Here is a 15280-nt window from a genome sequence, read left to right as displayed (position 1 = left end):
CGGCGCATCTGTCCCACATGAGGATGCCGAGTCGGCGCATCTGTCTCGCGTGAGCGTGCCGAGTCGGCGCAACTGCTCCATGAGTCCGGGACATTTGCGCCGAGTGGGCGCCGAAATCTGGGACATTCGCGCCGGGTCGGCGTCGGGTGGTGGGACAGTTGCGCCGAGTCGGCGGTTGGTCAGGTCAGATTCAGGCGGGCGGCTAGCTTGTCGAGGTAGGTGAGTACGCCTGCGGGTTCCGTGTCGGGGACGCCCCAGATCAGCTCGTCGGCGACGGACCACTCGGTGAGGTCCTCCGGGGTCGGCTTCTTGGCGACGAGCACCCGGACCTCGGGTTTGCCCTCGCGGCCGGCCGACTCCCACTCGTCCTGGAGGGTCTTGACCTTGTCGCCGATGCCGGCCTCGGTCGGTGTCGACATCCAGCCCTCGGCGTTGCGGGCGATCCAGCGCAGCGTCTTGGGTCCGCCGCCGGCGCCGACGATCGTCGGGATCCGGCCCTGCGGCGGCTTCGGGTAGGCCCAGGAGGGGCCGAAGGAGACGAACTCGCCGTCGTAGGCGGCCTCCTCCTCGGTCCACAGCGCACGCATGGCCTCGAGATACTCCTTGAGCGCGGTGCGCTTGCGGTCGCCGGGGATGCCGTGGTCGGCGAGCTCGTCGGTGTTCCAGCCGAACCCGACGCCCAGCGAGACCCGGCCGCCGGAGAGGTGGTCGAGGGTCGCGATCGCCTTGGCCAGCGTGATCGGGTCGGACTCGACCGGCAGCGCGACCGCGGTCGACAGCCCGATCCGCGAGGTGACCGCGGCGCAGGTCCCGAGCGTCACCCAGGGGTCGAGCGTACGCAGGTAGCGGTCGTCGGGGAGCTCGGTGCCGCCGGTGGGGTGCAGGGCGTCGCGGCGCACCGGGATGTGGGTGTGCTCGGGCACGTAGAACGTGTCGAAGCCGCGCTCCTCTGCGGCGGAGGCGAGCTCGGCGGGCGCGATGCCGCGGTCCGAGGTGAACAGGACGATGCCGTGGCGCATGACACAACAGTAGAACGTGTTCTAGTCTTTGCGGAAGGGATCACCGGGAGAGAGAAGTGAACATGGAAGCGGACTACATCGTCGTAGGAGCCGGGAGTGCCGGGTGTGCCACCGCCCGCAGGCTGGCCGAGAGCGGTGCCAGCGTGATCGTGATCGAGGCGGGCACCAAGGACACCGCCTTCGGGATCAAGAACCTCCTCGAGCTGCCCGGCGCTGTCGCCGCGATGCTCTCCACGCCGCAGCTCAAGAAGCTGGTCGACTGGGGCTACAAGTCGGTGCCGCAGAGCGCCGCCCTCGACCGGGTCATCCCGATGACGCGCGGCAAGGTGCTGGGTGGCTCCTCCTCGATCAACGGCATGCTCTGGGTGCGCGGCAACCGCCAGAACTTCGACGACTGGGCGGCCGACGGTGCGACCGGCTGGTCCTACGACGACGTCCTGCCCGCGTTCAAGCGGATGGAGGACTTCGAGGGCGGCGCGGACGAGTTCCGCGGCGAGGGCGGACCGGTGAAGGTGCGCTACCAGAAGGACCTCACCCCGGCCGCGCAGACCTGGCTCGACGAGGCGCCCAAGCGGCTCGGGGTCAGCGCGCTCGACGACTACAACGGCAAGGAGCAGGAGGGCGTCGGCGTCGTCCAGCTCTCTGCGTCCGAAGGACGCAGATACTCCGCCTCAAAGGCCTATCTGCGCGACGAGCCCCTGGACAACCTGCTGATCCTGACCAAGGCCCACGTCACCCGGGTGCGGATCGAGGGCTCACGCGCGACCGGCGTCGAGGTGGTCGGCGCCGACGGGGAGAAGCAGACGATCCGCGCGACCCGCGAGGTCATCGTCTCGGCCGGCGTCTACGGCTCGCCGCACCTGCTGATGCTCTCCGGAATAGGTCATTCCGCCCACCTCCGCGAGCACGGCATCGAGGTCCACACCGACCTCCCGGTCGGCGACAACTTCCACGATCACCTCTTCGTGCCGGTCTCCTTCCGGATGGACTCGGCGCTACGGCGGCCGACGCCCGCCTACTTCGCCGCCGGCTTCGCGAAGTCGCGGCTCACCCGCAAGGGCTGGGCGGCCGGGTCGCAGTTCGAGGCCTTCGGTTTCGTACGCAGCGCCCTGGCCGGCCAGGTCCCCGACCTGCAGCTGCACGTCCTCTACTGGGTCTACCCGTTCCCGAACCAGGACGGCGAGAAGGCGATCCGGCCGCCGACGAGCAAGCCCGGCCTGTGCATCCTGCCGACGCTGATCTATCCCGAGAGCCGCGGCACCGTACGCCTGGCCAGCGCCGACCCGCTCGCGCACCCGCTGCTCGACCCGGCCTACCTGGCGTCGGGCAAGGACACCGAGGTGCTCCTGGACGGGATCGCGAAGGTGCGCGAGATGATGGTCGGACTCGGTGACAACCAGGGTGAGATCTCGCCAGGCCCGGACCACGCCGGCGCGGAAGCCACCCGCAAGCTGCTGCCCAACATCGTGCACAGCGTCTACCACGGCGTCGGCACCTGCCGGATGGGCTCGGACGAGCGCGCGGTCGTCGACCCGTCGCTGCGGGTGCTGGGCATCGACGGCCTGCGGGTCGCAGACGCGAGCGTGATGCCCTCGATCACCGGTGGCAACACCAACGCGCCCTCGATCATGATCGGGGAGCGCGCCGCCGACCTGATCCTGAGCGCCTAGGAGGCCCTGCACATGTCTGACCTCCTGCTGAGCGAGGACCGCGACCGCGTCCGTACGCTGACCCTCAACCGACCCGACCAGCTCAACGCCTTCAACCAAGCGCTCTACGTCGCCCTCGCCGAGGCGTTGCGCGAGGCCGACGAGGACCCGGAGGTGGCGGTCGTGCTGCTCACCGGGACCGGGCGGGCCTTCTCGGCCGGGACGGACCTCCTGGAGATGAAGGAGACCGCCTCGAGTGCCGGCGAGGATGCCGGTGACGGCGCCCCGCACGGGTTCATCGAGCTGCTCGACTCCCTGGTGGCGTTCTCGAAGCCGCTGGTCGTCGCGGTCAACGGGCTCGGGCTCGGCATCGGCGCGACGCTCCTCGGCTACGCCGACCTGGCCTTCGCCTCCACCGCGGCGAGGTTCAAGACGCCGTTCACCATGCTCGGCGTCGCCCCGGAGGCGGCCTCGAGCTTCCTCTTCCCGCGGCTGATCGGGCGACAGAACGCCGCCTGGATGCTGATGTCGGGGGAGTGGGTGAGCGCCGAGGAGGCCCAGCAGATGGGACTCGTGTGGCGGGTCACCGAGCCCGACGAGCTCCTCGACACCGCCTGGGACCACGCCGCCACGCTCGCCGCGCGGCCGATCAGCAGCCTGGTCGCGGTCAAGGAGACCATGACCGCGCCGCTGCGTCCGGGGATCGAGGCGGCCCGTGAGCTCGAGAACGCCAAGTTCGCCGAGCTGCTCGGTGGCCCCGCCAACATCGAGGCGCTCGTCGCCTTCGCCGAGGGGCGCAAGCCCGACTTCACGAAGCTTCCGCCGGGGGCCTGAGCGGACTCAGCGGTGCGAGCGGGGTCGGTGGTCGAAGCTTCCGTAGCGGTCGCGGCCGTCGAGATGGTACTCACGCTCCATCTCGGTGAGGTCGTGCTCGATCTGGCGGCCGCGGCGGCGGTCGAGGAAGGCGGCGATCAGCATCAGGACGGTCCAGAACACGATCATCCCGATCGTGACCGCGATGACTGCGCTGTTCATGGGGATCAGCTCCTCTGTGGTGGGTCGATCTTCTCGTGGCCGGGCCCGCCCGGACCGGGCTCGGCGCTGAGCATGATGTGGTCGACGATCTCGAGCCCGGTGTCGTGCTCCCTGACGACCTCGAGGACCGTGGCCCGCCGCTCCTCGGAGGCGACCTCGCCGGAGACGACGAGATGGTCGCCGCGTACCTGGACTCGGATGCCCAGCTCGTTGGTGCGTGGGTCGGTCGCGATATCGCGCTCCAGATCTCGTGCCAGCTGTTCGTTCATGCCGACCTCCTGGGGACGACGTCGTAGACGCGGAACGCTGCCTGGATGACGGGCTGGGCGACGTTGCGTACCGGGACCCCGGCTGGGGTGAGGCCCTTCTCTCGCCCGGCGTGGGCGTGGCCGTGGAGGGCCAGGTCGACGCCAGTCTCGTCGATCGCCTCGCCGAGCCGGTAGTTGCCGAGGAACGGCCAGATCTCCTTCGGCTCCCCGACCAGGGTCTCGTCGACGGGAGCGAAGTGGGACAGGGCGACCGTCACGTCGGGCTCGTCGCCGAGGTCGTCGAGGGCTTTGCGCAGCACGGCTGCGGTCTCGATGCCGTGGCCCGTGAAGGCCTTCATCTGCGGCTCTCCGAAGTCGGCCGCGGAGCGGCCGAGGAAGCCGAGACAGAAACCCTTGACCCCGGCGACGCCGAGCCGGCCGGCGTCCGTGTCGATGGTGGTCGAGGTGCCTTCGAGCACGGTCATCCCGCAGTCCTCCAGCAGCCGGGTGATGTCCCGCTCGGCTCCGGAGTGGTAGTCGTGGTTGCCGAGCACGACGAGGACGGGCACGTCGGCGACGCCGAACTCGTCGGCGAACGCCTCGGCCTCCTCGAGCGTCCCGTGCTGGGTGAGGTCGCCGGCGACGAGCAGCGCGTCGGCCTCCCCGGAGATCCCCTCGAGCAGCGGTGCATAGCGTCCTCGCAGGTCGTCAGCGAGATGTACGTCGCCGACGGCTGCCACACGAATCGGGTCAGGCATCGTCCCCTCCCAGGATGCTTCTCTCCGTGATGGCGAGCGAGTCCAGCAGGCCGAGTGCGGCCTGCGCGAACGGGCTCCGCTTCGCCTCCTGTCGCACGAGCTGCCAGTCGATCTGCTCGCGCAGCGCCCGGGCGCTGCCGACGATCGGCGAGAGGTCGCAGGCGTGCTCGCTGAGGGCGAGCATGCGCGAGACGACCAGGTCCGTCGCCGACATGACGGGCATGGTCACCGAGTCCACGGGCAGCTCGGTGCACCGCACCAGCAGCTCCTCGTCGACCGGGCCGGTCGGGAGCCGGTGGATCAGGTCGACGACCACGGTGTCGCGGCCGACCTTGACCAGCCAGTCCTCGGGGGCGGCGACCCGATCCATCCCGTTCTCGACCAGCTTCTGCACGGCCTCCTCGACGCAGTCCTGAGGGAGGACGAAGTCGACGTCGTGGGTGCTCTCCGGGCCGCCACGGGTCCAGACCGCGTACCCGCCCGCGAGCGCGAACGGGATCTCGGCGGCCTTCAACGTCGCGCCCACCCGCTTGAGTACGTCGCGTTGTCGCTGGAGCTCCTCGCCCAGCACGTCAGTTCTCGGCATAGAGGTGCGGTACCCCGAATCGGCTCGGCTCACCCCTTGCTCAAAACAAGAACGTGTTCTAATCTGGACACGTGTCCAGCGCAACGAGCACCCGACAGGCGGAGACGGTCGAGCGACTGTTCTCCGCCGGCCTGCAGGAGCTGCGCGAGGTCGGGCACGAGGCGCTGACCATCCGTTCGGTCGCCGCACGGGCCGGAGTCTCCTCGGCGACGGCCTACACCTACCTCGCCTCCAAGAGCCGCCTCTTCGCCGAGCTCTTCTGGCGCCACCTCACCCACGCCTCGCCGACCACGGCGACCGGCTCCCGCGTGGAGCGAGTGCAGGAGGCCGTACGCAGCCTGACCACGAGGATCGCCGAGGAGCCGGCGCTCGCGGCCGCGGTCACCCCGGCGCTGCTGGGCAGCGCTGCCGATGTCGAGCGCCTCCGGCTGCGGATCGGCGGCGAGTTCGCCGCCCGGTTCGAGGCGGCGCTCGGCGAGGAGGCCGAGGATGCCGTGCGCGAAGCGCTGCTGCTCGCCTTCTCGGGCGCGCTGCTGCAGGCGGGCATGGGCCTGATGACCTACGACGAGATGGCCGACCGGCTCGCTCCGGTCGTCGCCGTGATCGTCGACAAGCCGCCGAATCGAGCCTGTCGAGATGAGTGAGATGACGAGCACCGCCACCGAGATCTTCGACCCCTACGACTACGACTTCCACGAGGACCCCTACCCGGTCTACGCCCGGCTGCGGGAGGAGGCGCCGCTCTACTACAACGCCTCCGACGGCTTCTGGGCGCTCTCCCGGCACGCCGACGTGCACGCGGTGCTGAAGAACGACACCGGCTTCTCCAACCGGATGGGTGTCTCGCTCGACGCGAGCGCCTGGAACGCGGACGCACACCGGGTGATGTCATTCCTCGCGCTCGATGGCACGGAACAGACTCGGCTGCGGAAGCTGGTCTCGGCGGGGTTCACGCCGCGACGGGTGCGCGAGCTGACCCCGCACGTGCAGGCGCTGGCCGAGAGCTACCTCGACCGGCTGCTCGCCGCGAACGAGGAGAACGGCGAGGCGGACTGGATCGCCGAACTGGCCGGCAGACTTCCGATGGACGTCATCTGCGGGATGCTCGGGGTGCCCGAGACCGACCGCGACGAAGTGCGGCGGCTGGCGGACCTGACGGTGCATCGGGAGGCCGGCGTCCGCGACGTTCCGGAGACCGGGGTCGCCGCCGCGTTCGAGCTGATCGCCTACTACGAGGCCATGGTGGCCGAACGGAGACAGCGGCAGGGAGAGGATCTCACCTCTGCTCTGATCAAGGCCGAAGTCGACGGCGACCGACTCCACGACCACGAGATCATCGCGTTCTTGATGTTGATGGTCGTGGCGGGCAACGAGACCACCACCAAGCTGCTCGGCAATGCGCTGCTCCACCTCGGGGCCGATCCGACCCAGGCAGCGGACGTGTTCGCCGGCGACGACCTCGTCGGGCCGTGGATCGAGGAGACGCTCCGCTTCGACACCTCCACCCAGATGCTTGCCCGTTACGTCGCCGAGGACGTTGAGTTCTACGGCCAAGTCGTTCCGGCCGGGTCGAAGCTGATCGTGCTGCTCGGCTCGGCGAACCGCGACGAGCGCGCCTTCACCGCCCCGGACGTCTTCGACATCCACCGCGCGCAGGAAGAGCTCGGCAAGAGCCTGAGCTTCGGCGTCGGCCGGCACTTCTGCCTCGGCGCCAACCTCGCCCGGCTCGAGGCCAAGGTCGTGCTGGCGGAGCTGGTGCGGCGTACGTCGGGGTTCGAGGTCCACGCCGAGCGTGCCGTCCGCGTGCACTCCACGAGCGTGCGCGGGTTCGCCGAGCTGCCCGTCACGTTCGCCTGGAGGGCTGTGCGATGAGCAAGTACGCACAGCCCGACCGGCGGCCGGCGGTGATCACCGGCGCGTCCTCCGGGATCGGCGCGGAGACGGCGAAGGCGCTGGCCACGGCCGGGTTCCCGGTCGCGCTGGGCGCCCGGCGGGCCGATCGGGTCGAGGAGATCGCCGCCGCGATCCGGGCCGACGGGGGAGAGGCGGTCGCGCACCCCCTCGACGTGACCTCCGATGACTCGGTGGCCGAGTTCGCCGCGAAGGTGGCCGCCGACCTGGGCGATGTCGAGGTCCTGGTCAGCAACGCCGGCGTCACCCACCCGGGCGCGACCGTCGAGGTCCCCACCGAGACTTTCGCCGGTCAGGTCGACGTCAACCTGCTCGGCGCCCACCGGGTCCTGCGGGCCTTCGGGCCCGGGATGGTCGAGCGGTGCCGCGGTGACCTGGTCTTCCTCTCCTCCGACGTGGCGGTCAAGCCGCGACCCTTCATGGGTGCCTACGCAGCCTCCAAATGGGGCCTGGAAGGCATGGTGGCCGCGCTCCAGATGGAGCTCGAGGGCACCGGGGTCAGGGCGTCCATCGTGCGGCCCGGCCCGACCCACTCCGACATCGGCAACGAGTGGCCCGCCGAGCTCGGCGGGTTCGTGCTCGAGCAGTGGGTCCGCTGGGGCCTGGCCCGGCACCCGCACTTCCTCAAGGCCCGCGCTCAGGCTGACGCGATCACGACGATCGTGACCGCTCCGCGCGGCGTCCACATCAGCACCATCGACGTCAACCCCGAAGCCCCTGTGGTTCCCGAAGGGCCCGGGGAGCGAAGCGACCGACGGGAGGCACCATGACGATCCCCACCGTCTCCACCGTCCTGGACGACCACGATCCGAGCGTGCCCGAGATCATCCGCGGCACCGGGCACCTGCCCGAGATGCGGGTCGACCCGATCTCGCTGTTCACCCGCGTCCGCGAGGAGTGCGGCGACCTCGGCCGCTTCCGCCTCGCCGACAAGGACGTCGTCCTGGTCACCGGGGCCGAGGCCAACGAGGCGTTCTTCCGGGCACCCGACGACGTGCTCGACCAGGCGGCTGCGTACCCGTTCATGACGCCGATCTTCGGCAAGGGCGTCGTCTTCGACGCCTCGCCCGAGGAGCGGCAGCAGATGCTGAAGAACCAGGCGCTGCGCGGCGACATGATGCGCGGCCACGCGCAGACGATCGAGGCCGAGATCCGCCGGATGATCGCCGGCTGGGGTGAGGAGGGGGAGATCGACCTGCTCGACTTCTTCGCCGAGCTGACCATCTACACGACCTCGGCGTGCCTGGTCGGGAAGCCGTTCCGCGAGGAGCTCGACTCCTCGTTCGCCCAGCACTACCACGAGCTCGAGCACGGCACGGACGCGATCGCGTACGTCGACGCCTACGCCGACATCGAGAACTTCCGGATGCGCGACGCCGCCCGGGAGCGGCTGGTCGCGCTGGTCCAGGCGATCGTCGACAAGCGGGTCGCCCGCGGCAAGGTCCCGCGGGAGGACCGCGACCTGCTCGACGTGCTGATCTCGATCGACATGGACACCGACACCATCACCGGGATCTTCATCTCGATGATGTTCGCCGGCCACCACACCTCCTCGGGCACGGCCTCCTGGGCGATGATCGAGCTGCTGCGGAACCCCGAGGTCATGGGCGATGTCGTCCACGAGCTCGACGAGCTGTACGCCGACGGCAGCGAGGTCTCCTTCCAGGCGCTGCGTTCCATCCCGGTGCTCGAGGCCGCGCTCAAGGAGACGCTGCGGCTGCACCCGCCGCTGATCATCCTGATGCGGCTGGTGCGCGAGGACTTCGAGCTGCTCGGCGAGACCATCCCGGCCGGCACGCTGCTCGCCGCCTCGCCGCGGGTCTCCAACCGGATCGAGGCCGACTTCCCGAAGGCCGAGGCCTTCGACCCGTCGCGCTACATCGACCCGCGCCAGGAGGACATGCAGAACCGGTGGACCTGGATCCCGTTCGGCGCCGGCAAGCACCGCTGCGTCGGCAACGCGTTCGCGATGATGCAGATGAAGGCGATCTTCTCGGTCATCCTGCGCGACTACTCGTTCGAGGCGGCGCAGCCACTGGAGTCCTACGCCGACGACTTCACCAAGATGGTGATCCAGCTCCAGCAGCCCTGTCGGGTCCGCTATAGGAGGCGGTCGTGAAGCTGATCGCCGATCTGGGTCTGTGCCAGGGGCACCAGGAGTGCCTCGCCGAGGCGCCGGAGCTCTTCGGCTTCGACGAGGACAGCTACCAGGTCGTCGTACGCGTCCCCGAGCCGTCCGCCGACCAGCTCGTGGCGGCACGGGCGGCCGTCAAGTACTGCCCGGCTTTCGCTCTCACCCTGGAGGACTGAGATGGACCGCACCGAGATCGAGGCGTTCTGGGCCGACTGGCTCAGCCTTAACCGTCAAGCAGAGGCTGAGGGTGATTGGGCGCCGCTGGCCGACGCGTACGCCGAGGACGCGACGTACGGCTGGATGTACACCCCAGACGAGCACTTCATGGCCGTGGGCCGCGACCAGATCCGGGAGTGGGCGCTCGGCACCGAGATGGCCGGGCTCGAGGGCTGGCACTACGACTACCAGGCGACGGTCATCGACGACGTCAACGCGATGGTGATCGGGTTCTGGCGGCAGCGGGCCGGGATCGTCGACGACGCGACCGGCGAGGAGTACGAGATCCTCGGCATCGGCGGCTCCTGGTTCGGGGTCGCCCAGCGGCCCGACGGCAACGGGCTGGAGTTCGCCTGGCAGCGCGACTGGTTCGACCTCGGCTCCACCGCGACCACCTTCCTCGACATCGTCAAGGCCAAGAAGGCGACCGCCGGGCTGCTGGAGCGGATGTCCCTCAACGGGATCGAGCAGCCCGGCCACTACCGCCTCGCCGACCTGCCCTCAACCGTCTGGCCGCCGCCCGTCGCGGCCGGGAACTTCGTGACCCAGGAGACCGTGTGACGAACCGGAACCCCACCAACCCGCCCGCCCAGCAGCTCGTCGACGGCAAGCTCGGCGCGGCCGCGTCCGGTGAGACGTACGCGATCCTCAACCCGGCCACCGGGCAGGAGATCGGGCGCGCGCCCGACTCGACGGCCCAGGACATGGACGCCGCGATCGCCGCCGCGCGCCGGGCGTTCGACGAGACCGACTGGTCCACCGACGTGGCGTTCCGGGTCCGCTGCCTGCGTCAGCTGCACCAGGCGATCCTCGACAACGCCGACGCGCTGCGGGAGCTGACGACCGCCGAGGTCGGGGCGCCGGCGTTCCTGGTCGCCGGGCCGCAGTTCGACACCCCGGTCGACACGCTGCGGTGGACCATCGACCTGGCCGAGTCCTACGAGTGGTCGCGAGATCTGGGGGTCGGGGTCACGATGGGCATCTCCTCGCGCCGGACCGTGCGCAAGGAAGCTGTCGGGGTGGTCGCGGCGATCACTCCATGGAACTTCCCCAACCAGATCAACCTGGCCAAGATCGGCCCGGCCCTGGCCGCCGGCAACACCGTGATCCTCAAGCCCGCACCCGACACCCCGTGGCTGGCCGCGGAGCTCGGGCGCCTGGCCGCCGAGCACACCGACCTCCCTCCGGGGGTGTTCAACGTGGTCACCCCGCGCGACAACCGGGTGGCCGCGATGCTGGCCGAGGACCCTCGGGTCGACCTGGTCTCCTTCACCGGCTCCACGGCCACCGGCCGGGCCATCATGGCGGCCGCGGCGCCGAGCCTGAAGAAGGTCTTCCTCGAGCTCGGCGGCAAGTCCGCGGCGATCGTCCTCGACGACGCCGACGTGGCATCGGCCGCGTCGATGGCGGCCTTCTCGGTGGCCGTGCACGCAGGTCAGGGGTGTGCCCTGACGACCCGGCTGCTGGTGCCCCGGGCGTCCTACGACGCGGCCGTCGAGGCCGCCGCCGCGACCATGGCCTCGCTCGGCGCGGGCGACCCGGCCGAGCCCGGCACGATCTGCGGCCCGGTGATCTCCGCGGTCCAGCGCGACCGGATCCTCGGCTACCTCGCGCTCGCGGAGGAGGAGGGCGGCCGCTTCGCCACCGGCGGCACGCCTGTGGCTCAGGACGGCGACCTCGCCGGCGGCTTCTGGGTCGAGCCCACCGTCGTCGCCGGCCTCGACAACACCGCACGCGTCGCCCGCGAGGAGATCTTCGGTCCCGTCCTCACGGTCATCGCGCACGACGGCGACGACGACGCCGTCCGCATCGCCAACGACTCGCCCTACGGCCTCTCCGGCTCGGTCGAGTCCGGGTCGCTGGAGCGCGCGAAGTCGGTGGCCGCCCGGATCCGCACCGGCACGATCGGCGTCAACGGCGGCCAGTGGTTCGGCCCCGACGCCCCCTTCGGTGGCTACAAGCAGTCCGGCCTCGGCCGGGAGATGGGCGTCGAAGGCTTCGAGGAGTACCTGGAGACCAAGCTGATCGCGGAGCCGGCATGAGCACAGGAGAGACCATGAGGTTCGAGGACAAGGTCATCGTCGTCACCGGCGCCGCGCAGGGGATCGGCGAGGCGTACGCGAAGGGGCTGGCCGCCGAGGGCGCCAGCGTCGTCGTCGCCGACCTGAACGAGGAGAAGGGCCAGCAGGTCGCCAAGGAGATCGAGGCCTCCGGAGGCATCGCGAGGTTCGTACGCTGCGACGTCTCCGACCACGCGTCGGCCGCCGCGCTGGTGGCCGAGACGACCGAGGCGTACGGCGGGATCGACGGTCTGGTCAACAACGCCGCGATCTACGGCGAGATGGCCTTCGACCTGCTGATCACCGTCGACTGGGACTACTACGAGAAGTTCATGGGCGTGAACCTCAACGGCGCCCTGGTGATGACCCGCGCCGTCTACCCGGCGATGCAGAAGCGGGGCGGCGGGGCGATCGTCAACCAGTCCTCGACCGCCGCCTACCTCTATTCCGGCTTCTACGGCCTGGCCAAGGTCGGCATCAACGGGCTGACCCAGCAGCTCGCCCACGAGCTCGGTGGGATGAACATCCGGGTCAACGCGATCGCGCCCGGGCCGACCGACACCGAGGCGACCCGGGTCCAGGCCGGCGACGCGGCGCGAGAGATGACGAAGGGCATGGCGATCAAGCGTCTCGGCACCACCGAGGACATGGTCGGGACCGCGAAGTTCCTCCTCTCCGAGGAGTCCTCGTGGATCTCCGGGCAGATCATCGCCGTCGACGGCGGAGGGACGTTCCGGCTGTGAGACGCGCAGGTTTTGTGGGACTCGGCAACATCGGCAGGCCGATGGCGCTCCGGCTCGCCGGTGCCGACGGCATCGAGCTGTGGGTCCACGACATCGCCGCCGAGCCGGTCGCCGAGCTCGGTGCCGCCGGGGCGAAGACCGCGGTCTCGGTCGGCGAGCTGGCCTCGGCCGTCGACGTGCTCAGCGTGATGGTGCGCGACGACGAGCAGGTCCGCCAGGTCATCGCCGAGGTGATCGCGGCCGACCGCTCGACGCAGGGACCGCTGACGGTCCTGGTGCACTCCACGGTCGCCCCGGAGACGCCCGCCGCCTTGGCCGCAACCGCGGAGCCGCACGGTGTGCAGGTGCTCGACGCTCCGGTCTCCGGCGGCCCGATGGGAGCGGCCGAGGGCACCCTGGCGATCCTCGTCGGCGGCACCCCCGAGGCGTACGCAGCCGCTGCGCCGGTCCTGGCGGCGATGGGCACCAAGGTGGTCCATGCCGGTGAGATCGGTGCCGGGACGAAGCTCAAGCTGGCCCGCAACCTGCTCCACTTCGCCTCCTTCACCGCCGCCACCGAGGCCGCCCGGCTCGCCGAGGCGGCGGGCCTGGACCTGAAGGCGCTCGGCGAGGTCGTACGCCACACCGACGCGATCACCGGCGGCCCGGGTGCGGTCCTCTACCGCGACACCACGGCCCCGATCGAGGAGACCGACTTCTGGCACGGCGTCTTCGGCCACGTGGCCGCGCTGGGGGAGAAGGACCTCGGCTTCGCGATCGCCCTCGCCGACGAGCTCGGCGTCGAGGTGCCGCTGGCCCGGCTCGCACTCGAGCGGCTGGCACCCGGACTCGGGCTCCCCAAGAACTGAGCAAGGAACACAGGGACATGAGCACTGGACATTCGAGTGAGGGCACCGACAAGTTCGCCGACCTCCCCGAGGAGCGGGCCAGGGGGCTGCGCAAGATGGAGGAGGTCTACGGCTTCGATATGGCCGACGGCGAGGGTGACTTCTTCCGCTACACCGCCGACCACCTCTTCGGCGACATCTGGCAGCGCCCGGGCCTGACCACGCGCGACCGCCGGCTCCTCCTGATCGGCCTGCTCGCCGGCCGGGGCGCCGCCGACGTGCTCGGGATCCAGATCCCCGCTGCGTACGCCAACGGCGAGCTCTCCGAGGACGAGCTGCGCGAGATCGTGGTCTTCCTGAGTCACTACGCGGGATGGCCCGACGGTGCCAGGATGAACACGGTCGTCGAGGAGACGATCGGGAAGGCCCGGCGGAAGGCTCAGCGCTCATGACGTACGTCATCACCCAGTCCTGCTGCAACGACGCCTCCTGCGTGGAGGTCTGCCCGGTCGACTGCATCCACCCCGGCCCCGACGAGCCCGGGTTCGGTGCCGCCGAGATGCTCTACATCCACCCCGACGAGTGCATCGACTGCGGCGCCTGCGAGGACGCCTGCCCGGTCAACGCGATCTTCCCGGACTACGAGGTCCCGGACGCCTTCGCGCCCTACGTCGACATCAACGCCGCCTTCTTCGAGTTCACCGGCGAGCAGGACGAGCCCGCGCCGCTGCCGCCGCCCGGGGCGAAGATCCCCGGAGGCCCGCTCAAGGTGGCCGTGGTGGGGGCAGGCCCGGCCGGCTGGTACGTCGCCGAGGAGCTCGCCGCGACCCGCCGCTGCGACGTCGAGATCACCGTGATCGACCGGCTCGCGACGCCCTACGGCCTGGTCCGCTACGGCGTCGCGCCGGACCATCTGGACACCAAGGAGATCGTCTCCGGCTTCGCGAAGACCGCGCGCCATCGCCGGGTGCGGACGCGCTACAACGTCGAGATCGGGCGCGACGTCACCCACGAGGAGCTGCTCGGCGCCCACCACGCGGTGGTCTACACGACCGGCGCCGGCGAGGGCCGCAGCCTCGGCCTGCCGGGGGAGGAGCTGCCGGGCTCGACGTCGGCCGCAGAGCTCGTCGGCTGGTACAACGGCCATCCCGATCGCGCCGCGCTGAGCTTCGCGCTCGCCCACGAGCGTGCCGTCATCATCGGCAACGGCAACGTCGCCCTCGACCTGGCACGGCTGCTGCTGGCCGACGAGGAGGCGCTGCAGGCCTCCGACCTGGCGCCGGCCGCGCTCTCGGCCCTGGCCGCCAGCGGCATCCGCGAGGTCGTCGTCACCGCCCGTCGGGGCGCCGAGCACGCCGCCTTCACGAGTCCCGAGCTGCGTGCGCTGGCCGACGACCCCCACCTCGACGTCGTGGTCGACGAGGCCGACCTGGGCTCGTTGCCGACCGATGCGGACCTGACCGAACGTGACGCCGGCACCTTCGCGGCGCTGCAGAAGGCGGACCTGCTCCGCGATCTGGCCGCCCGGCCGCGTACCGACGCCGACAAGCGGCTGGTCCTCCGCTTCGGCCTGACACCCACCGAGATCCTCGGCGCCGACACCGTAGCCGGCGTGCGCTTCGGCACGGGCGAGGAGATCGAGGCCGGGCTGGTCGTTCGCGCCACCGGCTACCGCTCCGCCGGTGTCCCCGGTGTGCCGAGCGAGGAGGGCAGCGGCCGTTTCCTGCACGAGGCCGGCCGGGTCGTCGGAGCCCGGGCGACCTACACAGCCGGCTGGGCCAAGCGCGGCCCCAGCGGCGTGATCGGGACGAACCGCGCCTGCGCCGCCGAGACCGTACGCACCCTCCTGGACGACTACGCGGCCGGCTCGCTCGCCGATCCCGCCGGCGAGCCGCTCGACGACCTCCTGGCCGCGCGCGGCGTGATCGTCGTCGACCAGACCGGCTGGAACACGCTCGACACCCACGAGCGCGAGTCGGGGAAGGAGATCGGCCGACCGCGGGCGAAGGTGACCGACCGGGAGGAGCAGGTGCGGATCGCGGCGCTTGCCCGCGTTTGACCTTTGTCCGTTGGGGATGTCTGCCAGAGTGGGTG

The 15280-nt window shown here is 70.6% G+C and carries 18 protein-coding genes; 13 read left to right on the top strand and 5 right to left on the bottom strand.

All coding sequences use genetic code 11. The annotated features are described in order from the left end of the window. Positions 1 to 179 precede the first annotated feature (179 nt). Positions 180 to 1019, bottom strand: coding sequence for an LLM class F420-dependent oxidoreductase (locus ACWZJV_RS00895; protein WP_196874046.1), 840 nt, complete (start codon positions 1017 to 1019; stop codon positions 180 to 182). Positions 1020 to 1081: 62 nt separating this feature from the next. On the opposite strand from ACWZJV_RS00895, the gene ACWZJV_RS00890 reads away from it, so the two are divergent. Continuing rightward, on the top strand, positions 1082 to 2689 hold the full coding sequence (locus tag ACWZJV_RS00890; RefSeq protein ID WP_457179898.1) for a GMC family oxidoreductase: 1608 nt from the start codon (positions 1082 to 1084) through the stop codon (positions 2687 to 2689). 12 nt (positions 2690 to 2701) lie between these two features. After that, positions 2702 to 3502, top strand: coding sequence for an enoyl-CoA hydratase/isomerase family protein (locus ACWZJV_RS00885; protein ID WP_457179897.1), 801 nt, complete (start codon positions 2702 to 2704; stop codon positions 3500 to 3502). A gap of 6 nt (positions 3503 to 3508) precedes the next feature. Here the strand turns inward: ACWZJV_RS00885 and ACWZJV_RS00880 are convergent, their stop codons facing one another. The 4 genes from ACWZJV_RS00880 to ACWZJV_RS00865 are packed head-to-tail and all read right to left on the bottom strand — an operon-like array spanning position 3509 to position 5295. Further along, a complete protein-coding gene (locus ACWZJV_RS00880; protein WP_008360157.1) occupies positions 3509 to 3703 on the bottom strand; it encodes a hypothetical protein in 195 nt (64 codons plus the stop codon). A 5-nt stretch (positions 3704 to 3708) separates the two neighbouring features. Further along, positions 3709 to 3972 carry a BON domain-containing protein gene (locus tag ACWZJV_RS00875; protein WP_008360156.1) on the bottom strand — a complete coding sequence of 88 codons (264 nt, stop codon included), beginning with the start codon at positions 3970 to 3972 and terminating at the stop codon, positions 3709 to 3711. After that, the gene (locus ACWZJV_RS00870; protein ID WP_457179896.1) at positions 3969 to 4709 is read right to left on the bottom strand and encodes a metallophosphoesterase family protein; all 741 of its coding nucleotides are present in this window, start codon (positions 4707 to 4709) and stop codon (positions 3969 to 3971) included. The genes ACWZJV_RS00875 and ACWZJV_RS00870 overlap by 4 nt, the downstream gene beginning before the upstream one ends. Continuing rightward, positions 4702 to 5295, bottom strand: a complete 594-nt coding sequence (locus ACWZJV_RS00865; protein ID WP_457179895.1) for a nucleotidyltransferase — start codon at positions 5293 to 5295, stop codon at positions 4702 to 4704. Before ACWZJV_RS00865 ends, ACWZJV_RS00870 begins: the two co-directional genes overlap by 8 nt. Positions 5296 to 5366: 71 nt before the next feature. Between ACWZJV_RS00865 and ACWZJV_RS00860 the strand changes: the two genes are divergently transcribed. The 11 genes from ACWZJV_RS00860 to ACWZJV_RS00810 are packed head-to-tail and all read left to right on the top strand — an operon-like array spanning position 5367 to position 15245. Next, entirely contained in the window at positions 5367 to 5939 is a 573-nt protein-coding gene (locus ACWZJV_RS00860) for a TetR/AcrR family transcriptional regulator (protein ID WP_457179894.1), read from the top strand. Then, the gene (locus ACWZJV_RS00855; protein WP_457179893.1) at positions 5932 to 7167 is read left to right on the top strand and encodes a cytochrome P450; all 1236 of its coding nucleotides are present in this window, start codon (positions 5932 to 5934) and stop codon (positions 7165 to 7167) included. Before ACWZJV_RS00860 ends, ACWZJV_RS00855 begins: the two co-directional genes overlap by 8 nt. Continuing rightward, positions 7164 to 7976, top strand: coding sequence for an SDR family oxidoreductase (locus ACWZJV_RS00850; RefSeq protein WP_457179892.1), 813 nt, complete (start codon positions 7164 to 7166; stop codon positions 7974 to 7976). Before ACWZJV_RS00855 ends, ACWZJV_RS00850 begins: the two co-directional genes overlap by 4 nt. Continuing rightward, entirely contained in the window at positions 7973 to 9325 is a 1353-nt protein-coding gene (locus ACWZJV_RS00845; RefSeq protein WP_457179891.1) for a cytochrome P450, read from the top strand. Before ACWZJV_RS00850 ends, ACWZJV_RS00845 begins: the two co-directional genes overlap by 4 nt. Continuing rightward, a complete protein-coding gene (locus ACWZJV_RS00840) occupies positions 9322 to 9516 on the top strand; it encodes a ferredoxin (RefSeq protein ID WP_457179890.1) in 195 nt (64 codons plus the stop codon). The genes ACWZJV_RS00845 and ACWZJV_RS00840 overlap by 4 nt, the downstream gene beginning before the upstream one ends. Position 9517: 1 nt before the next feature. After that, entirely contained in the window at positions 9518 to 10117 is a 600-nt protein-coding gene (locus ACWZJV_RS00835) for a hypothetical protein (protein WP_457179889.1), read from the top strand. After that, positions 10114 to 11598 carry an aldehyde dehydrogenase gene (locus ACWZJV_RS00830; RefSeq protein ID WP_457179888.1) on the top strand — a complete coding sequence of 495 codons (1485 nt, stop codon included), beginning with the start codon at positions 10114 to 10116 and terminating at the stop codon, positions 11596 to 11598. Before ACWZJV_RS00835 ends, ACWZJV_RS00830 begins: the two co-directional genes overlap by 4 nt. A 14-nt stretch (positions 11599 to 11612) precedes the next feature. After that, a complete protein-coding gene (locus ACWZJV_RS00825; protein WP_196874054.1) occupies positions 11613 to 12359 on the top strand; it encodes an SDR family oxidoreductase in 747 nt (248 codons plus the stop codon). Between the two features lie 14 nt (positions 12360 to 12373). Then, positions 12374 to 13207, top strand: a complete 834-nt coding sequence (locus ACWZJV_RS00820; protein ID WP_457179887.1) for an NAD(P)-dependent oxidoreductase — start codon at positions 12374 to 12376, stop codon at positions 13205 to 13207. 17 nt (positions 13208 to 13224) lie between these two features. Further along, the gene (locus ACWZJV_RS00815; RefSeq protein ID WP_457179886.1) at positions 13225 to 13638 is read left to right on the top strand and encodes a carboxymuconolactone decarboxylase family protein; all 414 of its coding nucleotides are present in this window, start codon (positions 13225 to 13227) and stop codon (positions 13636 to 13638) included. Beyond that, positions 13635 to 15245 (top strand): FAD-dependent oxidoreductase, encoded by a 1611-nt coding sequence (locus ACWZJV_RS00810; protein ID WP_457179885.1) that lies wholly within the window; start codon positions 13635 to 13637, stop codon positions 15243 to 15245. Before ACWZJV_RS00815 ends, ACWZJV_RS00810 begins: the two co-directional genes overlap by 4 nt. The last annotated feature ends 35 nt before the right edge of the window (positions 15246 to 15280 follow it).

Source organism: Nocardioides sp. WG-D5, from assembly GCF_054031175.1.
Note: the sequence above shows the minus strand (reverse complement) of the source record. Positions and strands in the feature narration are given on the sequence as shown.

Excerpts from the sequence above, each read along its gene's own strand:
- ACWZJV_RS00895 (WP_196874046.1), bottom strand. The coding sequence starts at position 1,019 with ATGCGCCACGGCATCGTCCTGTTCACCTCGGACCGCGGCATCGCGCCC.
- ACWZJV_RS00890 (WP_457179898.1), top strand. The coding sequence starts at position 1,082 with ATGGAAGCGGACTACATCGTCGTAGGAGCCGGGAGTGCCGGGTGTGCC.
- ACWZJV_RS00885 (WP_457179897.1), top strand. The coding sequence starts at position 2,702 with ATGTCTGACCTCCTGCTGAGCGAGGACCGCGACCGCGTCCGTACGCTG.
- ACWZJV_RS00880 (WP_008360157.1), bottom strand. The coding sequence starts at position 3,703 with ATGAACAGCGCAGTCATCGCGGTCACGATCGGGATGATCGTGTTCTGG.
- ACWZJV_RS00875 (WP_008360156.1), bottom strand. The coding sequence starts at position 3,972 with ATGAACGAACAGCTGGCACGAGATCTGGAGCGCGATATCGCGACCGAC.
- ACWZJV_RS00870 (WP_457179896.1), bottom strand. The coding sequence starts at position 4,709 with ATGCCTGACCCGATTCGTGTGGCAGCCGTCGGCGACGTACATCTCGCT.
- ACWZJV_RS00865 (WP_457179895.1), bottom strand. The coding sequence starts at position 5,295 with ATGCCGAGAACTGACGTGCTGGGCGAGGAGCTCCAGCGACAACGCGAC.
- ACWZJV_RS00855 (WP_457179893.1), top strand. The coding sequence starts at position 5,932 with ATGAGTGAGATGACGAGCACCGCCACCGAGATCTTCGACCCCTACGAC.
- ACWZJV_RS00850 (WP_457179892.1), top strand. The coding sequence starts at position 7,164 with ATGAGCAAGTACGCACAGCCCGACCGGCGGCCGGCGGTGATCACCGGC.
- ACWZJV_RS00845 (WP_457179891.1), top strand. The coding sequence starts at position 7,973 with ATGACGATCCCCACCGTCTCCACCGTCCTGGACGACCACGATCCGAGC.
- ACWZJV_RS00835 (WP_457179889.1), top strand. The coding sequence starts at position 9,518 with ATGGACCGCACCGAGATCGAGGCGTTCTGGGCCGACTGGCTCAGCCTT.
- ACWZJV_RS00825 (WP_196874054.1), top strand. The coding sequence starts at position 11,613 with ATGAGGTTCGAGGACAAGGTCATCGTCGTCACCGGCGCCGCGCAGGGG.
- ACWZJV_RS00815 (WP_457179886.1), top strand. The coding sequence starts at position 13,225 with ATGAGCACTGGACATTCGAGTGAGGGCACCGACAAGTTCGCCGACCTC.
- ACWZJV_RS00810 (WP_457179885.1), top strand. The coding sequence starts at position 13,635 with ATGACGTACGTCATCACCCAGTCCTGCTGCAACGACGCCTCCTGCGTG.